16 protein-coding genes are annotated in these 17,816 nt (G+C 54.8%); 8 read left to right on the forward strand and 8 right to left on the reverse strand.

Annotated elements, in window-relative coordinates:
- Window positions 1–139: 139 nt before the first annotated feature.
- Window positions 140–1,648 (reverse strand): DEAD/DEAH box helicase, encoded by a 1,509-nt coding sequence (locus ACSC94_RS04710; RefSeq protein ID WP_435641892.1) that lies wholly within the window; start codon window positions 1,646–1,648, stop codon window positions 140–142.
- 275 nt (window positions 1,649–1,923) lie between these two features.
- Here ACSC94_RS04710 and ACSC94_RS04715 point away from each other — a divergent pair, with 275 nt between their 5' ends.
- Both ACSC94_RS04715 and ACSC94_RS04720 read left to right on the forward strand, forming a co-directional pair.
- Window positions 1,924–2,202, forward strand: a complete 279-nt coding sequence (locus ACSC94_RS04715; protein ID WP_435641893.1) for a hypothetical protein — start codon at window positions 1,924–1,926, stop codon at window positions 2,200–2,202.
- A gap of 109 nt (window positions 2,203–2,311) precedes the next feature.
- The gene (locus tag ACSC94_RS04720; RefSeq protein ID WP_435641894.1) at window positions 2,312–2,551 is read left to right on the forward strand and encodes a hypothetical protein; all 240 of its coding nucleotides are present in this window, start codon (window positions 2,312–2,314) and stop codon (window positions 2,549–2,551) included.
- Between the two features lie 13 nt (window positions 2,552–2,564).
- Here the strand turns inward: ACSC94_RS04720 and ACSC94_RS04725 are convergent, their stop codons facing one another.
- Complete coding sequence (locus ACSC94_RS04725; RefSeq protein WP_435641895.1) at window positions 2,565–3,527, reverse strand: small ribosomal subunit Rsm22 family protein; 963 nt, start codon at window positions 3,525–3,527, stop codon at window positions 2,565–2,567.
- Window positions 3,528–3,715: 188 nt separating this feature from the next.
- On the opposite strand from ACSC94_RS04725, the gene ACSC94_RS04730 reads away from it, so the two are divergent.
- Genes ACSC94_RS04730 through mprF form a run of 4 tightly spaced genes read left to right on the forward strand, consistent with a single transcriptional unit; the run spans window position 3,716 to window position 8,011 of the window.
- A complete protein-coding gene (locus ACSC94_RS04730) occupies window positions 3,716–4,921 on the forward strand; it encodes a glycine C-acetyltransferase (protein ID WP_435641896.1) in 1,206 nt (401 codons plus the stop codon).
- 27 nt (window positions 4,922–4,948) lie between these two features.
- The gene (locus ACSC94_RS04735; RefSeq protein ID WP_435641897.1) at window positions 4,949–5,344 is read left to right on the forward strand and encodes a hypothetical protein; all 396 of its coding nucleotides are present in this window, start codon (window positions 4,949–4,951) and stop codon (window positions 5,342–5,344) included.
- Between the two features lie 10 nt (window positions 5,345–5,354).
- On the forward strand, window positions 5,355–6,383 hold the full coding sequence (tdh, locus tag ACSC94_RS04740; RefSeq protein WP_435641898.1) for an L-threonine 3-dehydrogenase: 1,029 nt from the start codon (window positions 5,355–5,357) through the stop codon (window positions 6,381–6,383).
- The gene (gene mprF / locus ACSC94_RS04745; RefSeq protein WP_435641899.1) at window positions 6,374–8,011 is read left to right on the forward strand and encodes a bifunctional lysylphosphatidylglycerol flippase/synthetase MprF; all 1,638 of its coding nucleotides are present in this window, start codon (window positions 6,374–6,376) and stop codon (window positions 8,009–8,011) included. Before tdh ends, mprF begins: the two co-directional genes overlap by 10 nt.
- 8 nt (window positions 8,012–8,019) lie before the next feature.
- On the opposite strand, the gene ACSC94_RS04750 is transcribed toward mprF, so the two are convergent.
- The 3 genes from ACSC94_RS04750 to ACSC94_RS04760 form a co-directional block, all read right to left on the reverse strand.
- The gene (locus ACSC94_RS04750) at window positions 8,020–8,589 is read right to left on the reverse strand and encodes a hypothetical protein (protein WP_435641900.1); all 570 of its coding nucleotides are present in this window, start codon (window positions 8,587–8,589) and stop codon (window positions 8,020–8,022) included.
- Between the two features lie 63 nt (window positions 8,590–8,652).
- Window positions 8,653–9,225 carry a hypothetical protein gene (locus ACSC94_RS04755; protein WP_435641901.1) on the reverse strand — a complete coding sequence of 191 codons (573 nt, stop codon included), beginning with the start codon at window positions 9,223–9,225 and terminating at the stop codon, window positions 8,653–8,655.
- Window positions 9,218–9,787 carry a hypothetical protein gene (locus ACSC94_RS04760; protein ID WP_435641902.1) on the reverse strand — a complete coding sequence of 190 codons (570 nt, stop codon included), beginning with the start codon at window positions 9,785–9,787 and terminating at the stop codon, window positions 9,218–9,220. The genes ACSC94_RS04755 and ACSC94_RS04760 overlap by 8 nt, the downstream gene beginning before the upstream one ends.
- A 178-nt stretch (window positions 9,788–9,965) precedes the next feature.
- Between ACSC94_RS04760 and hmgA the strand changes: the two genes are divergently transcribed.
- Together hmgA and ACSC94_RS04770 are read left to right on the forward strand one after the other, a co-directional pair.
- Window positions 9,966–11,279 (forward strand): homogentisate 1,2-dioxygenase, encoded by a 1,314-nt coding sequence (gene hmgA / locus ACSC94_RS04765; RefSeq protein ID WP_435641903.1) that lies wholly within the window; start codon window positions 9,966–9,968, stop codon window positions 11,277–11,279.
- Window positions 11,280–11,381: 102 nt separating this feature from the next.
- The gene (locus ACSC94_RS04770) at window positions 11,382–13,475 is read left to right on the forward strand and encodes a hypothetical protein (protein WP_435641904.1); all 2,094 of its coding nucleotides are present in this window, start codon (window positions 11,382–11,384) and stop codon (window positions 13,473–13,475) included.
- A gap of 235 nt (window positions 13,476–13,710) precedes the next feature.
- Here ACSC94_RS04770 and ACSC94_RS04775 read toward each other — a convergent pair whose 3' ends face one another.
- The 3 genes from ACSC94_RS04775 to gcvPB form a co-directional block, all read right to left on the reverse strand.
- Complete coding sequence (locus ACSC94_RS04775; protein ID WP_435641905.1) at window positions 13,711–15,141, reverse strand: sodium:solute symporter family protein; 1,431 nt, start codon at window positions 15,139–15,141, stop codon at window positions 13,711–13,713.
- A gap of 78 nt (window positions 15,142–15,219) precedes the next feature.
- Window positions 15,220–16,215, reverse strand: a complete 996-nt coding sequence (locus ACSC94_RS04780; RefSeq protein WP_435641906.1) for an extracellular catalytic domain type 1 short-chain-length polyhydroxyalkanoate depolymerase — start codon at window positions 16,213–16,215, stop codon at window positions 15,220–15,222.
- 61 nt (window positions 16,216–16,276) lie between these two features.
- Window positions 16,277–17,806, reverse strand: a complete 1,530-nt coding sequence (gene gcvPB, locus ACSC94_RS04785; protein ID WP_435641907.1) for an aminomethyl-transferring glycine dehydrogenase subunit GcvPB — start codon at window positions 17,804–17,806, stop codon at window positions 16,277–16,279.
- Between the last annotated feature and the right edge of the window lie 10 nt (window positions 17,807–17,816).

Consider the following 17,816-nt stretch of genomic DNA (forward strand, 5'->3'; position numbering starts at 1 on the left):
GGACAAGTCAAGCCAACGGATTGAAAAAACGGCAGATTTTGAAGGGTTTTGAAACCGGAAACGGCCCGCTTTAACGCGAAAAAAATCCCGGGTCAGGTTGAACGCCTGACCCGGGATCATGATTCAAGAACAGCGGGAATTACTTCCGCAGGAAGGCCGGCAGATCATCACCGAAGCTGGCCGGGCCGTCATCATCATGGTCACGGCGCGGGCGTTTATTGTGTTGGGGGTTTTGCTGCTGCTGTGGGCGCGGCTGTTCGCTGCGCTGGTCACGGCTCTGCGGCGGGCGTTGTTCACGCGGCTGGCGCGGCTGATCATCCCGGCGGGGGGTCGGCGCAGCATCCTCACGGCGCGGGGCTTGTCCCTCTTCGCGGGGTCCGCGGGCTTGTTGCGGGCCACGATCGTTGCGGCCGCCAGATTTATTGTCACGGCCACCACGATCACGACCACCCCGACCACCATCACGGCCACCGGCGCGGCCACCGTCTCTGCGGCCTTCGCTGGCTTCACCCGGTTGGGGCGCGGCAAAACCTTCGACCGTTTCAACGGGGATCGGTTTTTGAATGCGTTGTTCAATCGCGGTGACGTATTTCGCGTCATCCGGCGTGGCCATGGTCCAGGCGCATCCGGTCATGCCGGCGCGGCCCGTCCGGCCAATGCGGTGAACGTAATCATCGGCATGGGTCGGCACATCGAAGTTGAACACGTGCGATACGGCATCAACGTCCAGACCACGCGCGGCCACGTCACTGCAGATCAGCAAACTGACCAGACCTTCTTTGAAGTCCAGCAACGTTTTCGTGCGCGCAGATTGCACCATGTCACCATGCAACGGTGCAGCGGCATAATTGTGGTTTTGCAGGAATTTCGCGAGGCCCGCGATATCCTTTTTCCGGTTACAGAAAACGAAAGCGTTTTTCACGTCTTCCTGCTGGATCAATGCGTCCAGCAATTCCATTTTCTGGCGATCCTTCACCCACACCAAGGCCTGACGCACATTGGCGTTGGTGGACGCCGGGGCCGTGACCGCAATGGTTTTCGGGTTGCTGAGGAATTTATCGGCCAGACGTTTAATTTCCGGCGGCATTGTTGCAGAAAACAGCAATGTTTGGCGCATCGGTGGGATTTTCGACACGATCTTCTCAATATCGGGAATGAACCCCATATCCAGCATGCGGTCGGCCTCGTCGATCACCAGAACCTTGATGTCGTTCAGCAGGATATTCCCGCGTTCGAACAGATCCAGCAAACGGCCCGGCGTTGCGATCAGAACATCCACACCGCGATCCAGCAATTTAATCTGGTCGCCCATGGATTCACCACCGACCAGCAAAGCTTTGGTCAGCGCATTATACTTGCCATAGGTGTCAAAGTTTTCGGCAACCTGTGCCGCCAGTTCGCGTGTCGGAACCAGCACCAGCGAGCGCGGCATCCGCGCCTTGGCCCGGCCACCGGACAGAATTTCAATCATCGGCAATGTAAAGCTGGCCGTCTTGCCCGTACCCGTTTGCGCCAGACCAACAATGTCGCGCATCATCAAAACCACGGGAATGGCTTGTTCTTGGATCGGGGTCGGTGTGGTGTAGCCGCATTCATCAACGGCTTTCAGAACTTCAGGGCTCAAGCCCAAATCTTCAAAGGTGGTCATGTAATCGTTTCAATCTGATGGTTCATCTGGCGGACCCGGATGGTCGGCCAATAGCGTGTAAAGGTCCTTGAATTTGTGGGCTTTTCATAGCGTATGGGCCGCCGTAAAGCAAGCTTTGCAGGTCCAAAACACGGATTTTATGACATTTTGGACCCTATCATTAAATAATATGCAAAATATATTGACGCCCGCTTAAAAACAGCGCAAATTCCCTAACGAAATCAGCCCGAATGGGCGATCCCCCAAAGAATACCAAGGCATAGAGGAACCGTGAAATGAACAATACAGATCAAAACACCTACACCGTCACACTGGCAAAAGACGCCAAAGTCCCGGATTACATGCAATTGGAAGAAATGGCCGAAAGCATTGCCAGCATGGCCTATGTTTTCAACGAAAAAGCGACCGTCATTCAAGACCGCATCACCGGCAATGACCTGACCTTGACCCTGGTCACCGGCGAAGAATTTGCTGCTGAAGTTGCAAACACCGCTGGTGTCGCATCGGTCAAAAAACACGCGCACACCCCGTGCTGCGGCGGTTGCAAACCGTAAGCTGTTTTTGATAGATAGAGATTGAAAGAAGCCGGGCCATCAACACGCGCCCGGCTTTTTTAACCAACTATAAAAAAATAAAAACTGCGGTATAGAGAAAGCACAACGGATGTCCGACAAATACATTGTCACACTGCACAGCCACGATTCCAAACATCAGGATACAATGCGCGACGCCTTGCTCGACATGGGCCGCGAATTTAATCAGGCCGTTCTGGTGCTGAAACGCGCCCCATCGGCGGAAGGCCAACAACTGACCGTGATCTGCAAAGAACAATTCGTGGAAAAGGTTGGAAACACGGATGGCGTTAAATCCATCGTGAAAACGGGCCCGTCGTACCAGATGTAGGTTTTTCCCGCTTTTACAGCGAAAAATCGACCGCATCACCCCAATCAAGATGCTTGATATCCTTGTACCGCGGATCGCTTTTGGCGATCTGCGCCGTGCCGAAATCGCCATTATCATCGCACATTTCCACCTGCATCACCTTGGCCCCGGCGACGTGGCCCAGCACGCGCCCCTGTGGCAATGTCACGGGCGTACGGGAAAACGCGATATAGGAGAATTTTTCATCCTCATACCCAAGCGCCCCGCCCTTGAGCGAGCGATGCAGCTTGCTGCGCTCCACCCGCTGCGAAAAATGGCACCACCGTTTCCCCGCATCATGTAACGGGCACGCCCCCATTTGCGGGCACGGCGCGGCAATATATGCGCCCTTTTCCAGCAAGTGGTCACGCACACCTTGCACCACGGCGCTGCCCTCTGGCGTACCGGGTTCGATAATTACCAATGTACCGGAACACGCGGCCCAGAGTTTATCAATCACCGCCGCGCGCGCCCGCGCATTCAGTTCGTTCAGGACATAGCCCGCCGTGACCAGATCAAAATTATTCCCCGGCATTTCACCATTGACCAAATCGCCGTTGATCCAGTTGCCCTTGGGCACCAAAGTCGTACCCATTTCCCGCAAATGCGCGTTGGGTTCGATCAAGGTCACCTGACGCAAACTGTCGAAATGATCCAAGGCGGCCAAGGCCACCGTCCCCGGCCCGGCCCCAACATCCAGCATCGTGCGGGGCGTAAAATCATCCGGCAAGCGTCCCAACACATGCTCCGCCGCGCCATAGGTGGCGGGCAGGCGTGTGCCGACATAGGCCAACGCCTCGGCCCCGTCGCGGATTTGCAGGTTGGCGCCCTCTTTGGCGAAGGCTCCCTCACGGCGATACCGCGTTGAAACGGCCTCGGCGGCATCCCGCACGGCGTTTAACCCCGTTCCGGCCATTAAATTATCAATTTTTTCGCGCAAATCTGCGGGGATGGGCATGAGTTCAGGTCCTTTCGCAGCCGCATCATATAGACCCGCACCCGGTCCTTCAATTCCGACGTTTGCGGTGCTATTGTGGCCCCCGCATTTATAAGCCGTCATCCCGGCGAAAGCCGGGATCTTCCAGCCATAATGGACGAAGCCCCCGGCCTCCGCCGGGGTGACGCCAAAAGATAAAGGATTACACAATGAAAACCGCCCTGCTCGCCCATCTGGACCGCGAAATTGCCGCCGTCCGCGCCGCCGGATTGTACAAAGGCGAACGCATCATCACCTCGCCGCAAAGCGCGGATATCACGGTGGCCAGCGGCGACCATGTCCTGAATTTCTGCGCCAACAACTATCTGGGACTGGCGAACGATCAGGATTTGATCGACACGGCGAAGGATACGCTGGATTCCCACGGCTTCGGCATGGCCTCCGTCCGCTTTATCTGCGGCACGCAGGACATCCACAAAACACTGGAGCGCAGCATCAGCGAATTTCTGGGGACCGAGGACACGATCCTCTACTCCTCCTGCTTCGACGCCAATGGCGGGTTGTTTGAAACATTGCTGGGCGAGGACGACGCAATTATCAGCGATGAACTGAACCACGCCAGCATCATTGATGGCATCCGCCTGTGCAAAGCGAAACGCTGGCGCTACAAAAACAACGACATGGCCGATCTGGAAAAAGCCTTGATCGAGGCCAAAGATTGCCGCCATCGTTTGATCGCCACCGACGGCGTCTTCTCGATGGATGGCTTCCTCGCCAACCTGCCCGCCATCTGCGATCTGGCCGAAAAATACGACGCCATGGTGATGGTGGATGACAGCCACGCGGTCGGCTTCACTGGCGCAGGCGGCAAAGGCACCCCGGAATATTGGGGCGTGCAGGACCGGGTGGACATTATCACCGGCACGCTGGGCAAGGCCCTTGGTGGCGCATCGGGCGGTTACACATCCGGCCCGAAACAGGTTATTGAATGGCTGCGCCAGCGCTCCCGCCCGTATCTGTTCTCCAACACGCTGGCCCCGGTGATTACCGCGACGGCCGTGGCCACGCTGGATAAACTCTCCGGCAAGGGCGGTGCCGATCTGCGCCAACGCCTGAAAGACAACAGCCAGTATTTCCGCGCCGAAATGACCAAACTGGGCTTCGACCTCGCCCCCGGCGACCACCCGATCATTCCGGTGATGATTTACGACGCCGCCTTGGCCACACAATTCGCCGACGCCATGCTGAAACGCGGTGTCTACGTCGTCGGCTTCTCCTATCCCGTCGTGCCCCAAGGCAAAGCCCGCATCCGCACCCAAATGTCCGCCGCGCATACCCGCGCGCAACTGGACAAGGCGATTGCGGCGTTTGCCGAGGTTGGTAAAGAACTGGGCATTTTGAAGAAAGCAGCATAAAAATTATCGCAATAAAGGCACGAAAAAATGAGCACTCTTCTTTTGATCGTATCGATCATCATATCAATACCAGTAGCATGGTTTTTACTTTTGTTTTTAGCAACCTATTTGGTACCTGCACATAAATCGGGACTAGCACTACTTAAGAAAAAACTCAGAACTTACAGTATTGACCCCAGCATCGTACCAGATCACGAATGGAAAAGAATTGTAGAGAAACATATCAACTCATCTAAAGGAATAGCTACTTTATCAAATAACCCAGAATACAAAAACTGGAGAGCCAATTTGGTGCGCGCCCTAGATAATGAAGTAGCTCTTGTACATTACTTCATAACCGAAGATATTGCCATTACAGATGAGAAAGAAGAAACATACAAAGTTTTAGAAAAGTATGGCGTATTTGATAACTCCAAAAACTAAGGCAAGACCCATGAAATCCCTGATGAAATCCAAATCGGAACCCGGAATCTGGATGGCGGACAGCCTGCAGCCTGATATTGGCCCGAATGATGTTTTGATCCGTATTAAAAAATCCGCCATTTGCGGTACGGATTTGCACATTTACAAATGGGACCAGTGGGCGCAGAAGACCATTCCCGTGCCAATGGTCGTGGGGCATGAATATGTCGGCGTGATTGAGAAAGTCGGCACCGAGGTCAAGCACCTGAAGCAAGGGCAGCGCGTATCCGGCGAAGGGCACATCGTGTGCGGTCATTGCCGCAATTGCCGCGCGGGAAAACGCCATTTGTGCCCGAATACGCTGGGCGTGGGCGTCAACCGTCCGGGCAGTTTTGCCGAATTTCTGTCCATTCCTGCTGACAACGTCTTCCCCATTCCGGATGATATTGACGATGAATTGGCCGCCATTTTCGACCCGTTCGGAAACGCGGTTCATACGGCGTTGTCATTCGATCTGGTCGGCGAAGATGTTTTGATTACCGGCGCTGGCCCGATCGGATGCATGGCCGTGCCTATTTGCAAACATGCCGGCGCACGCCATGTGGTGATTACCGATGTGAACCCGTACCGTCTGCAACTCGCCGAAAAAATGGGTGCGACCCGTGCGGTCAACGTCGCCACTGAAAAATTATCCGACGTCATGGCCGAGCTGGGCATGAAGGAAGGGTTCGACGTGGGACTGGAAATGTCCGGCGTTGAAAGCGCGTTCCAGCAGATGATTGGTAACATGATGAATGGCGGTAAAATCGCCCTGCTGGGTATTCCGCCCGGCGGAAAAATGGATATCGACTGGAATCAGGTGATTTTCAAAGGCCTGATTATCAAGGGCATCTATGGCCGTGAAATGTACGAAACATGGTACAAAATGGTGTCCATGCTGCAATCCGGCCTGAACATCCGCGATGTGATTACGCACCGTTTGCCCATCGACCAGTATATTGACGGGTTCGAGGCCATGAAGTCCGGCCAGTGCGGCAAGGTTATTCTCAATTGGGACTAATCCTTAAAAACTTCGCGTACTCTACATTGCAGCATATTGTCCCGCTGATCTTTTCGATCTTGCTGTTCTGCGGCGGGGCCATGTTGCTTGTGTCTGCCGCCCTGCCCATCGTGCCGGAAAATTTGAAATGGATCAGCCAGTTTGAACCGCTGACCTTTATCGAACTCTCCCACATTGTCAGTGTTCTGTCGGGCTTGTTCCTGCTGTTCCTCGCCCGCGGGGTGCGGTTGCGGTTGGATGCGGCGTATTATGCCTGTATCGCCGCCCTGATCGCCGCCATCATCGCCTTGACCTTGAAGGGTCTTGAATGGAAGCAGGCGATGATGCTGGGTGCCATGCTGTTGCTGTTTATTCCCACGCGGAAATATTTCAACCGCAAGGCCTCGCTGTTCACCATGCAATTCCCGCCGGAATGGATCGCGCTGATCGCGCTGGTGCTGGCCTTGGCCACGTGGCTGGGGTTTGAAACATATAAACACGTCGAATACGCCCATGATTTATGGTGGCGTTTTTCGTACCGCGAAGACGCCCCCCGCTTCCTGCGCATGGTTCTGGTCACCGGGGCGTTTATCTTTGCCTATGCGCTGTATAATATTTTCAAGGTCGCCCGGCCCGCATTGTCACCCGCCTTGTCCGCCGCGGACCGCGCCCGTTTATACACCATTGCCCACGCGTCCAACGATTGCACCAGTTTCCTGTCCCTGATGGGTGACAAGGCTGTTTTATGGAGCGACAGCGGCAAGGCCTTTATCATGTATGCCATGACGCCGCGTTACTGGGTTGCCATGGGTGATCCCGTTGGGGATGCGGCTGAATTTCCGGCCCTGTTGTGGAAGTTCCGGGAAAACGCCGATCTGCACAACGCATTGGCCGTTTATTATCAGGTCTCCGACCGGCATTTGCCTTTGTATCTCGACCGCGGCCTGATCTTGCTGAAAATGGGGGAAGAGGCCCGCATCTTCCTGCCCACCTTCCACACCGATGGCGGCAAGCGGGAAAACCAGCGCAAATTACGCAACCGCATGCACCGCGATGGGTACAGCCTGCATATTATTGAAGGGGCCGAACTGGACGCCGCGCTGCCCGCCTTGCGTGTGATTTCGGATTCATGGCTGGCCACGAAGAAGGTCAAGGAAAAGGGCTTTTCCCTCGGCTTCTTCGATGAATCCTACATCCGCTCCACCCGTGTCGCCGTGGTGAAAAAAGACGGGCGCATCTATGCCTTTGCCAATATCTGGGATTTGCAGAACCACGAACAAATCTCGCTCGACCTGATGCGCTATGACCCGGAGGATTCACCGCCGGGCATGATGGAATATCTGTTCCTCGACACCATCTTCTGGGCCAAGGATCAGGGCTATCAATGGTTCGGGCTGGGCATGTCGCCCTTGTCGGGGATGGAGGAACACGCCCTCGCCCCGCTGTGGCATAAAATTGGCCGCACGATTTATAAGCATGGCGAAGATTTGTATAATTTCGAAGGGTTGCGCGCCTATAAATCGAAATTCGATCCGGTTTGGCGTCCGCGTTATATGGCCGTGCCGCCAACGCCGCGCATTCCCATGGTTTTGCTTGCCGTCGCCCGGATTATTTCCGGCGGTTTCCGTGGCATGTTCAAAAAACGCTGATTGATCCGTTACGGTTTCAAATGCGGGTTTTCGTCGCGGGCATAACCCGCAAACCGTTCACGCTGGCGCAACATCATGGCAACGGCCCGCATTCCCGCTTTATCCGCCATTTCGTGCAATGGCATGCTCTTTTCCTCGTTGCAGAAATAAGCACCGGCAAATGTATTGGTGTCCCGCGCAAACACATCGGTTTTTTTATCCGCGGCCAGACGGCGCGCAATACCCTCAGATTTCGACTGAATGGCATAGGACAGGGCGGACACGGATGACTGCGAATAAACCGCAACAAAGGCGGCGGCATCAATTCTTTCATGCACGCACAGCATTTTGTTGACGTTTCCATCAAGCAGCGTGTCCAGAACGATATCGAAGATGATGACATTGTCTTTACGAATGGCGTTTAACACAATCTGGTTTTTCTGGTTTTCATCCAACTGCGCTTCGCGTAACAGCGGGGCCACGTTATAAACGCGTTCATCCTCAATCGCGCTCAGAACATCAAGGAATTTTTTCTGCTGGGATTTGAATTCTTTGTAATCATTCACCAGAGAATTAAAAAATGCGCGAATTTTATTCATGATAACCCTGTTTCATTTTTAAAAGTGGAACCTATTTCATAAACGCACGGCAATATATTCAATTTAATCCATATCCGGGCGCGGAGCCTTGGCAACCGGCGTTTCACGCTCCGCGCGGTCATATAAAATTGTGGCCACGTCGCGCATATTGAATCTGGCCGCCAGATCATGCGCCATGAGCCATGTCTTTGCCTCGGTCTGCGCCACCTTGTCAACGAACCGGGTGGCTTGACCCAACGGGCGCAAAAACACATCCGTCTTTTTATCCGTGGCCAGACGCAAAGCGATTTTGTTGGCCTTGTTCTGAATCGCACAATGCAGAAGCGGTAAAAAATCCGTCCCATACGGATCATACGGCCCATCAACATGCGGCAGATACACGGCGTAATTCACATCGCCACCAATCATCGCGTTCAGGGCGATTTCGAACATCTCGGCATCATCGCTCTGAATAATCTTGTCCAGCAACCGCGATGTCTGAAAGGCATCAAGAACCGCATCATTCAACACACCAGCCAGATCGTCCGCGCAAGTATCCTGCACGGCTTTCAAAGCGGTAACGAAATCTTGCTGACGTTTTTTCGTGGCCCGATATTCGTCGATTAAGTCATTAAAAAATATGCGTATTTTACGCATGAAAATCCTTATTATTCCCTTTAAAATGCGCCTCCCAGGCGGTGCGTTCATTCAACGCATCAATAACGCGCACCATGCCGGCTTGCTTGGCCATTTCTTTCACTTCAAGACCGTAGGTCTTTTCGGTTTTAAATGCCGTGCTCATATCATGTTCGATCCGTGCGGATACATCGGTTCTGCGATGTTGGACCAGCATCAGGGCCACATCTTCCGCCCCAACCTCAATCGCATAGGCCAGAACATGGACGCTGGCCGTAAACACCGCGCCACCGAAACGCACGCCATACGCGGAAAAATTTGTATCCTGAAAACGATAATTGACGTCATGGTCGATCAACCTGCGCAACGCCACGGTAAATGTTTCGACATTGTTGCGGCGGATGATCGCCTTCACGAACTCATCCTTTTGCATGTCGTGCAACATAACCTGTCCCAGAACACGGGATAAGGTTTGCACATCGTCATTTTCAATGGCGACGCCCAGATCTTTCACCAATTTGCGATTGGCCTGCATGTCTTTGTATTGTTGGACCAGAGCGTTAAACAAACCGCTGATATTCATGATTTTTCTACTCCCATCCCTGTACATGGTACATAATTCCATAAACCCCACCCCACACCCTGTCAAACATGATAAATATGGTAAATATATCAATGGATTAGAGCCGTGTGCGTTTTTGCTGTATCCTGTTTCCCGCATGAAAAACCCACAGAAAAGTCAATAACAGGAAGGTCCGCACATGACCGCACACGACCCGCAATATATGTCCGGCTTTGGCAATGAGTTCGCGAGCGAAGCCCTGCCCGGCGCGTTGCCCGAGGGCCAGAACTCACCGCAGAAACCAGCCTATGGCCTGTATGCCGAACAATTGACGGGGTCGCCTTTTACCGCGCCGCGCGCCACGAACAAGCGTAGCTGGCTGTACCGCATCCTGCCCTCCGTCTGTCACAAGCCGTATGAGGCGTACAAACATCCGACCTTGTTCAGCACCCCGTTCAACGGCACCGACACGCCGTCCAGCCAGTTGCGATGGGACCCGCACCCGATCCCCGCCAAGGGCGTCGATTGGGTCGACAGCCTGTTCACCATTGCGGGCAATGGTGATGCGGATTCATGGTCTGGTCTGGCCGTTCATTTGTATGCGTGCAACGCGGCCATGCATAACCGCTTCTTCTATAACGCCGATGGCGAAATGCTGATTGTGCCGCAACAGGGCACGTTGCGCCTGAAAACCGAAATGGGCCTGATTGATTGCGCCCCCGGTGAGATCGCAGTCATTCCCCGCGGCATTAAATTTGCCGTTGATTTGCCTACGGGGGCTGCGCGCGGTTATGTGTGCGAAAACTATGGCCAGCCGTTCCAGTTGCCCGACCTTGGCCCCATTGGTGCCAACGGTCTGGCCAACCCGCGCGATTTTCTGAGCCCCGTTGCGTGGTATGAGGACAAAGAAGGCGATTACGAAGTCATCGCCAAATTCTGCGGTAAAACATGGCGCGCCGATTACACCCATTCGGTGTTGAACGTCGTGGCATGGCATGGCAATTATGCGCCATACAAATATGATCTGAAAAACTTCAACACCATCAATTCGGTGTCGTTCGACCACCCGGACCCGTCTATCTTCACCGTCCTGACGTCGCCATCCCATCCGGCAGGTACGGCGAATGTTGATTTTGTCATTTTCCCACCGCGCTGGATGGTGGCCGAAAACACCTTCCGCCCGCCCTATTTCCATCGCAATTTGATGAGCGAATTTATGGGCCTGATCTTCGGCGTCTATGACGGCAAGGAATCCGAAGAAGGCGGTGAATTCGCTCCCGGCGGCTGTTCCCTGCACAATTGCATGTGCGGCCACGGCCCCGATGCCGATGTGGTGGAAAAAGCCAGCAACGCCCACCTGCAACCCGTCAAGCTGGACGGCACATTGGCCTTTATGTTCGAAAGCAAATACACCATGCGCCCAACCGAGCAGGCATTAAAGGCCAAGACATTGCAAAAAGAATATTACAAAGCGTGGGCCACCATTCCGAAATTGTTTACGGGATCAAAATAAAACATCTGTCATCCCCCGGTTTATCCGGGGGATCCATACCGACCTATGGATTGCCCGAGCAAGTCGGGCAATGACGGAAGAACGTAGAGAGAAAGAGAAACCATGAAAAATCTTCGCTTCGCCCTGCTGGCTTCGGCCCTGTTTCTGACCACACCCGCGTTTGCCAATGAATTGCCATTGAAACGCGCGGTGATTTCGACCAGCGGCGTGGCCCTGTATGAACATGCGGGCACGATTGAGGGCAATGCCGATATTGCTCTGCCCGTGCGGCTGGACCAAGTGGATGACGCGCTGAAAAGCCTGGTTGTCTTTGATACGCTGGGCACCATCGGCGGCGTGAATTTGCCGGGACGGCAGCCTTTGGACGAAGCCTTCCGCGATTTGCCGTTCACACAAGCCGATTTGCAATCCCCCGTCACATTGCTGAACGCGCTGAAGGGTGCGCAGGTCAACATTGATGGCGGCATTACGGGCCGCTTGATCGGCGTGACCACAGAATCCGAAAAAACCGACGCCGGAACCATCACTCGCCACCGCGTGACGGTGATGGGCGATACGGGCATGAAATCCGCAATCATGGAAAACCTAAACGCCGTGCAATTCACGGAAAAAGCGGTGCAGGACCAGATCACCCGCGCGCTGGAGGCCGTTTACACCAACCGTGTGAAGGATCAACGCACATTGAATGTCACGCTGAACGGCGAAGGCAAACGCGATGTGGCGCTGGCCTATCTGCAAGCCGCCCCGTTGTGGAAAAGCACCTATCGCCTCGTTCTGCCGAACGAAGGGGCCGAAGATCAAACGGCCTTGATTCAAGGCTGGGCCGTGCTGGAAAACACCACCGGACAGGATTGGAATGACGTCGCCGTCACCATCACCTCCGGATCGCCCGTGACCTATACGCAGGCTTTGTACGAAAGCTATTACCTGCCGCGCACCGCGCTGCCCGTCAAAGTTATAGACCGTGTTATGCCGCGTGTTGATGGCGGCACAATTGGCACCACCAACACTATCGAAAAGCGGCAGGAGCAACTGCAGAAAAAAACCATGCGGGGCGGCGCTGATGCCGAAATGCACATGCTGGCCGCCGCGCCAGCCCCCGCCATGGCGGAAATGGCGATGGACAGCGCGGCAGGGTATGGCGGCGCGGGTGAATCCTATGTCCCCACCATTGCGACACCGGACATGGCCGCCACCCAAACCGCACTGGCGGCGGAAACGGCGACCCAGATGCTGTTCACCTTCCCCACGCCCGTCACATTGCCCGCAGGTGACAGCCTGATGGTGCCGTTTATCAGCGAGAAAATGGACGCTCAACGCCTCTATGTTTATCAACCCGAAACCAATGCCGCGCATCCCTTGGCGGCGGTGAAGGTGAAGAATGACGGCGATACGGGCCTGCCCCCCGGCATCCTGACCCTGTTCGATGGGGGCGCGCCCAATCTGGTCCATGTTGGCGATGCGGAAATGCCGCTGATCCCGGCAGGCGAAGATCGCTTTATCTCCTTCGCGCTGGATACCAAAACCAATATCGAGCAGAAGACCGAAGATGACCGCCAACTGGGCCTGATCACCATTGCCAATGGCACGTTTACCCAAAAAGTATCATGGCGCAACACCACGACCTATACGGCCAAGGCCCCGGCGAACGAAGACCGCGAAATCGTGATCGAACACCCGCGCCGCGATGGCTGGGAATTGATCATGCCAGAGGGGTATGAGGGCAAGCCGGATGTTACATCCACCCATTACCGTCTGACCCTGAACGTGAAAAAGGGCGAAAGCCAGTCACTGCCCATCACGCTGCGCCGGGATGATGCGGAAACCATGGCCCTGACCTATATGAACGAAGCCGATCTGGATGCCCGCATGGCCGCCATGGGCAAGGATTTGCCCGCCGATCTGCGCAAGGCCATGGAACAGGTCAAAACCCTGCGCGCCGCCGTAGCCGAACAGGAAACGGCCCTGCAACAGATTGCGAATACGCGGAACCAGATCTACGCGGATCAGGAACGCCTGCGCCAAAATCTGGAAACCGTGGCGTCCAACAACAAGCTGGGCAAACGCTATTTGAAACAACTGGAAGAACAGGAAAACGCGCTGGATAAACTGGCCAGCAGCGAAGCCACGATTGAGGTCAAACTCAACGATGCGCGCAAAGCGTTGAATGATTACATTGCGACGTTGAAGTTCTAGCAAAACACCTTTGTCATTCCCGGCGGAGCGAAGAAAGCCGCAGGCTTTCTGGAGCGACGGGAAGGGAAACCAGCATGATACGTGAGCGCGCTTCTGGCGTGCTCGCTTCTTAAACTGGATCCCCGCTCGGCGTTTCGATGCACCAAATGGTGCATCTCCACTGGTCGGGGATGACAATGTGTGCTGTGGCCAATAAAAAACCCCGGCTCATCACCGGGGCTTCTTATTTTATCTTCTAAACCGCACTGGCTGGTTTCGCCGTTTTACTGGTCACCAGACTGCCGACAATCATACCGAAGCACGACGCCACAAATCCGGCCAGTTGCGGTGGGCATATGCCCTCGCCCTCTGGCGCAATGAATTCCATGGCAATCCATGTCCCAATACCCAGAATAATCGACGCCAAAGCCCCCGGCGAATTGGCGCGTTTCCAGTAAATGCCCGCGAACAACGGCACAATCGCCCCGGCCAGCGTGACCTTGTACGCATTTTCAACCATTTCGAAAATGGACAATTCGCTGTTCAACGCGATGACCAGAACGATCCCCGCAAAACCCACCACGCTGCCCCGGATCAGGGTCAGGAAATGGCGGTCATCCATATTTTTCAGGAACCCACGCGCAATGTTTTCCGCAAACGTAACCGACGGGGCCAGCAATGTGCCCGACGCCGTCGACATAATCGCCGACAACACCGCACCGAAGAACAACACTTGAACCCAGATTGGCGTATGTTCCAAAATCAGCGCCGGCAGAATGATCTGGCTGTCCTGTTCCAGTTGCAGGGCCACAATTTCCGGCTGGATTACAAAAGCGGAATAGGCCAGATAGATTGGAATAAACGCAAACAGCAGATACAGAACACCACCCGTGACCGTACCGCCAATGGCGGCCTTCTCGCTTTTCGCGGACATCACGCGCTGGAACACGTCTTGTTGCGGGATGGAACCAAAACCCATCGTCATCCACGCGGCAAGAAACGCCAGAATGCCCGGCAACGTCATTTCGGGCCAGAAATTGTCAAATTTCCCGGCATCAACGGCCGCCGTGACCACCACATCAACCCCACCGGCCATATCGCTGATGAAGAAGGAAATGATAAACAGACCAACGACAATCATAATCATCTGCAGAAAATCGGTCATGGCCACCGACCACATACCACCGAAAATCGTGTAGATCAAAACGATGCCCAGCCCCAGAACCATGCCCCATTCCTGGGTAATACCGCCATGGGTCAGCAGGTTGAACACCAGGCCCAACGCCATAATCTGCGCCGCGACCCAGCCGAGATAGCTGATACAAATACAAATCGACACCAGCAATTCCACCGAACGGCCATAAGTGCGTTTATAAAAATCACCGATGGTCAGAAGTTTCATGCGGTATAACGGGCCGGCGAAAATCAAACCAACCAAAATCAAACACAGCGCCGCCCCGAATGGATCGGACACAACGCCGCCAATCCCTTCTTCAATAAAGGTCGCAGGGATGCCCAAAACCGTTTCCGACCCGAACCACGTCGCAAACACGGTGGCGATGGTGATGTAAATCGGCAAAGACCGTCCGGCCAGAACATAGTCACTGGATGAATGCACACGGCGGGCCGCATACAAACCAATGGCAATGGACACCAGCATGTAGAAGAAAACAAATCCGATCAGCACCCGCGAGTCTCCCTGTTAGGCTTTATTATGCACGATTCTAAAAATCATAACGGAATTGGAAAATCTGTATAGATAGAATTATGACCGTTCCCACCGTTTAAAAAACGTCCACATCATGTCGTTTAACGGAATATCGTCATTATAGGGACCCGTGGCCTGCGTCCATTTCCGGCACAAAACCCCGCTCGGGCGGCTTTCGCACAGTTTCAGGCCCGTGGCCCCGCCGGGCCAGTTATGCCCGCCTCCGGCCACGCTGCATAAGGTCACTTCACCCTCATACACCGTGCACCCGGCCCAGCGTTCACAGGTTATGTTCCGGCGCTTGTCCGTAATTTCAGTTTTGCGGGTGCACCCATAATCCCGCGCCCGCCGCCACATCGATTCACGCACGTCCAGACATTCCCAGCTTTCGCCGTCATCATCCCCGCCGCCGAGGAAATCAGAAAAACACCCGCCACATGTGCCGCCGCCATACAACGCGCATTTATCCGCCGTACCATGAATATGCATGACCGGCATGGGGCGTGCATCGGGGCACGCATGGAACACATTTTGCCCCGCATTCGGCGCAACCGCCGCCACACGTTCGGACAAGGCGCAGGCCAGCCGATAGACCATCATCGCCCCGTTGGAATGCCCGGTCAGGTAAATGCGTTTGGGGTCGGCGCGGAATTGATCACGCAATTCATCCATAATGGCGGATGAATAGGACACATCATCCACCTTCTGCTCCATCGCCGAACCGCAACACGTGCCCGCGTTCCACGTGCGGAAACGGTTTTTGCCCTCTGGCGCGGTACCTTCCGGATACACAGCGATAAACCCGTATTTATCCGCCGTATCGTTCAGGCGCGTCATATCCGCCATACCCTCCGCCGTACCACCACCGCCGTGATAGGCCATCACGACCGGATACGGCCCAGCCTTCGGTTTAAACCCGGCGGGCAGATGGATGAGGTAGTCACGCTCCACACCATTCACCGTGACCGATTGCTTGATCAAACCATCAGCGGCATGCGCGGTAAACGGCACAGCAACAAGAATGCAGAAAATACAAAGTAAAACACGGATCATTTTCGACTTCTCCATGAATGAAAACAATTATCCCGGGAACATCCCGGGATAATAAAAAACTTTATTCCTTGGTCCACCGCAATTTCGGGAACCGGGCTGCTTTAACCTCGTCCAATCGGCGGCGCGGCGTGCTGCGCGGATATTCGTGCAATTCATCGCCCTGCCCGGTTTCAACCATATCGGCAATATGGCGCATCACACCAATAAAGCGATCAAGGCTGTCCTTGCTTTCCGTTTCCGTCGGTTCAATCAGCATTGCGCCCTGCACCACCAACGGGAAATACACCGTCATCGGGTGGAACCCGTATTCGACCAGCGCCTTGGCGATATCCAGCGTGGATACGCCTTTTTCTTTCTGCGTTTTTTCGGTCAGCAGGCATTCATGCATGCACGGCCCATCGAACGGCACGTTATAAACATCCTTCAACTGGCTGAGGATATAGTTCGCATTTAACACGGCATCTTCCGACACCTGACGCAAACCATCGCCGCCGTGCGACATCATATAGGCCAGCGCGCGGATATGCATGCCGAACTGCCCATGAAACCCTTTCAAACGGCCCAATGTGGTCGGGCGCATGTCTTCGGTTTCCAGCACATACGTCTCGCCCTGCTTCACGACCGTCGGCACCGGCATATACGGGGCCAATTCATCGGTCACGCAAATCGGCCCAGAACCCGGGCCACCGCCGCCATGCGGGGTGGAGAAGGTTTTGTGCAAATTGATATGCATCACATCAACGCCAAAATCCGCCGGACGCACACGCCCGACCAGCGCATTGAAGTTCGCACCGTCGCAATAGAAATACGCTCCGGCCTTATGCAGCAGATCGGCAATCTCCACGATCTCACGTTCAAACAAACCGCATGTGTTCGGGTTCGTCACCATCATCCCAGCCACGTCCTTGCCATCGCCGAGGGCTTCTTTAAAGGCCTCAACACTCATGCGGCCCGTGTCCTTCGTCGGAATCACGCGGATGGTATAGCCACACATCGCCGCCGTTGCCGGGTTGGTGCCATGCGCGGAATCCGGGATCAGCATCACGGTTTTATGGGCATTGCCTTTCAGTTCGTGCGCGCGGCGGATCGTCATAATCCCCGCCAGTTCACCATGCGCACCCGCCGCCGGGGAAAGGCATACGCCCGGCAATCCGGTCAGTGTGGCCAGCCAGTGCTGCAGATCATGCATCACGCGCAACGCACCCTGAATGGTCTGTTGCGGCTGCAACGGGTGAACATGCGCGAAACCGGGCAAACGCGCCATGCGTTCATTCAGCCGCGGGTTATGCTTCATCGTGCAGGACCCCAGCGGGAAAAACCCGCTGTCGATCGAGTAGTTCAGCGTGGACAGGCGCACGAAATGGCGCACCGCCTGCGGTTCCGACACTTGCGGCAAACCAATGTCGCCGCGCTCGGTCTGACCCGTGCGGTTTTTGAAATTTTTCACCTCGGGGAAATCAACACCGGAATGATCGCTCCGCTCTTTTTCCCAGAGCAGGCTTTCCTCGTAATGCAACCCGCGCGATCCGCCGTTTAATTCTTTTGTTATCATGGTGTCTACCTGACTTTCAATTTTTAGTTCGGCGCTCATTTTCTCCCCC

Origin of the sequence: Micavibrio aeruginosavorus (assembly GCF_051245535.1) — a bacterium.
Lineage (GTDB): Bacteria > Pseudomonadota > Alphaproteobacteria > Micavibrionales > Micavibrionaceae > Micavibrio > Micavibrio aeruginosavorus_D.

What these genes read in the sequence shown, in the direction of transcription:
- ACSC94_RS04710 (WP_435641892.1), bottom strand. Translation starts at nt 1,648, where the DNA reads ATGACCACCTTTGAAGATTTGGGCTTGAGCCCTGAAGTTCTGAAAGCC.
- tdh (WP_435641898.1), top strand. Translation starts at nt 5,355, where the DNA reads ATGAAATCCCTGATGAAATCCAAATCGGAACCCGGAATCTGGATGGCG.
- ACSC94_RS04760 (WP_435641902.1), bottom strand. Translation starts at nt 9,787, where the DNA reads ATGAATATCAGCGGTTTGTTTAACGCTCTGGTCCAACAATACAAAGAC.
- ACSC94_RS04750 (WP_435641900.1), bottom strand. Translation starts at nt 8,589, where the DNA reads ATGAATAAAATTCGCGCATTTTTTAATTCTCTGGTGAATGATTACAAA.
- ACSC94_RS04780 (WP_435641906.1), bottom strand. Translation starts at nt 16,215, where the DNA reads ATGATCCGTGTTTTACTTTGTATTTTCTGCATTCTTGTTGCTGTGCCG.
- gcvPB (WP_435641907.1), bottom strand. Translation starts at nt 17,806, where the DNA reads ATGAGCGCCGAACTAAAAATTGAAAGTCAGGTAGACACCATGATAACA.
- ACSC94_RS04725 (WP_435641895.1), bottom strand. Translation starts at nt 3,527, where the DNA reads ATGCCCATCCCCGCAGATTTGCGCGAAAAAATTGATAATTTAATGGCC.
- ACSC94_RS04735 (WP_435641897.1), top strand. Translation starts at nt 4,949, where the DNA reads ATGAGCACTCTTCTTTTGATCGTATCGATCATCATATCAATACCAGTA.
- ACSC94_RS04715 (WP_435641893.1), top strand. Translation starts at nt 1,924, where the DNA reads ATGAACAATACAGATCAAAACACCTACACCGTCACACTGGCAAAAGAC.
- hmgA (WP_435641903.1), top strand. Translation starts at nt 9,966, where the DNA reads ATGACCGCACACGACCCGCAATATATGTCCGGCTTTGGCAATGAGTTC.
- ACSC94_RS04730 (WP_435641896.1), top strand. Translation starts at nt 3,716, where the DNA reads ATGAAAACCGCCCTGCTCGCCCATCTGGACCGCGAAATTGCCGCCGTC.
- ACSC94_RS04755 (WP_435641901.1), bottom strand. Translation starts at nt 9,225, where the DNA reads ATGCGTAAAATACGCATATTTTTTAATGACTTAATCGACGAATATCGG.
- ACSC94_RS04720 (WP_435641894.1), top strand. Translation starts at nt 2,312, where the DNA reads ATGTCCGACAAATACATTGTCACACTGCACAGCCACGATTCCAAACAT.
- ACSC94_RS04770 (WP_435641904.1), top strand. Translation starts at nt 11,382, where the DNA reads ATGAAAAATCTTCGCTTCGCCCTGCTGGCTTCGGCCCTGTTTCTGACC.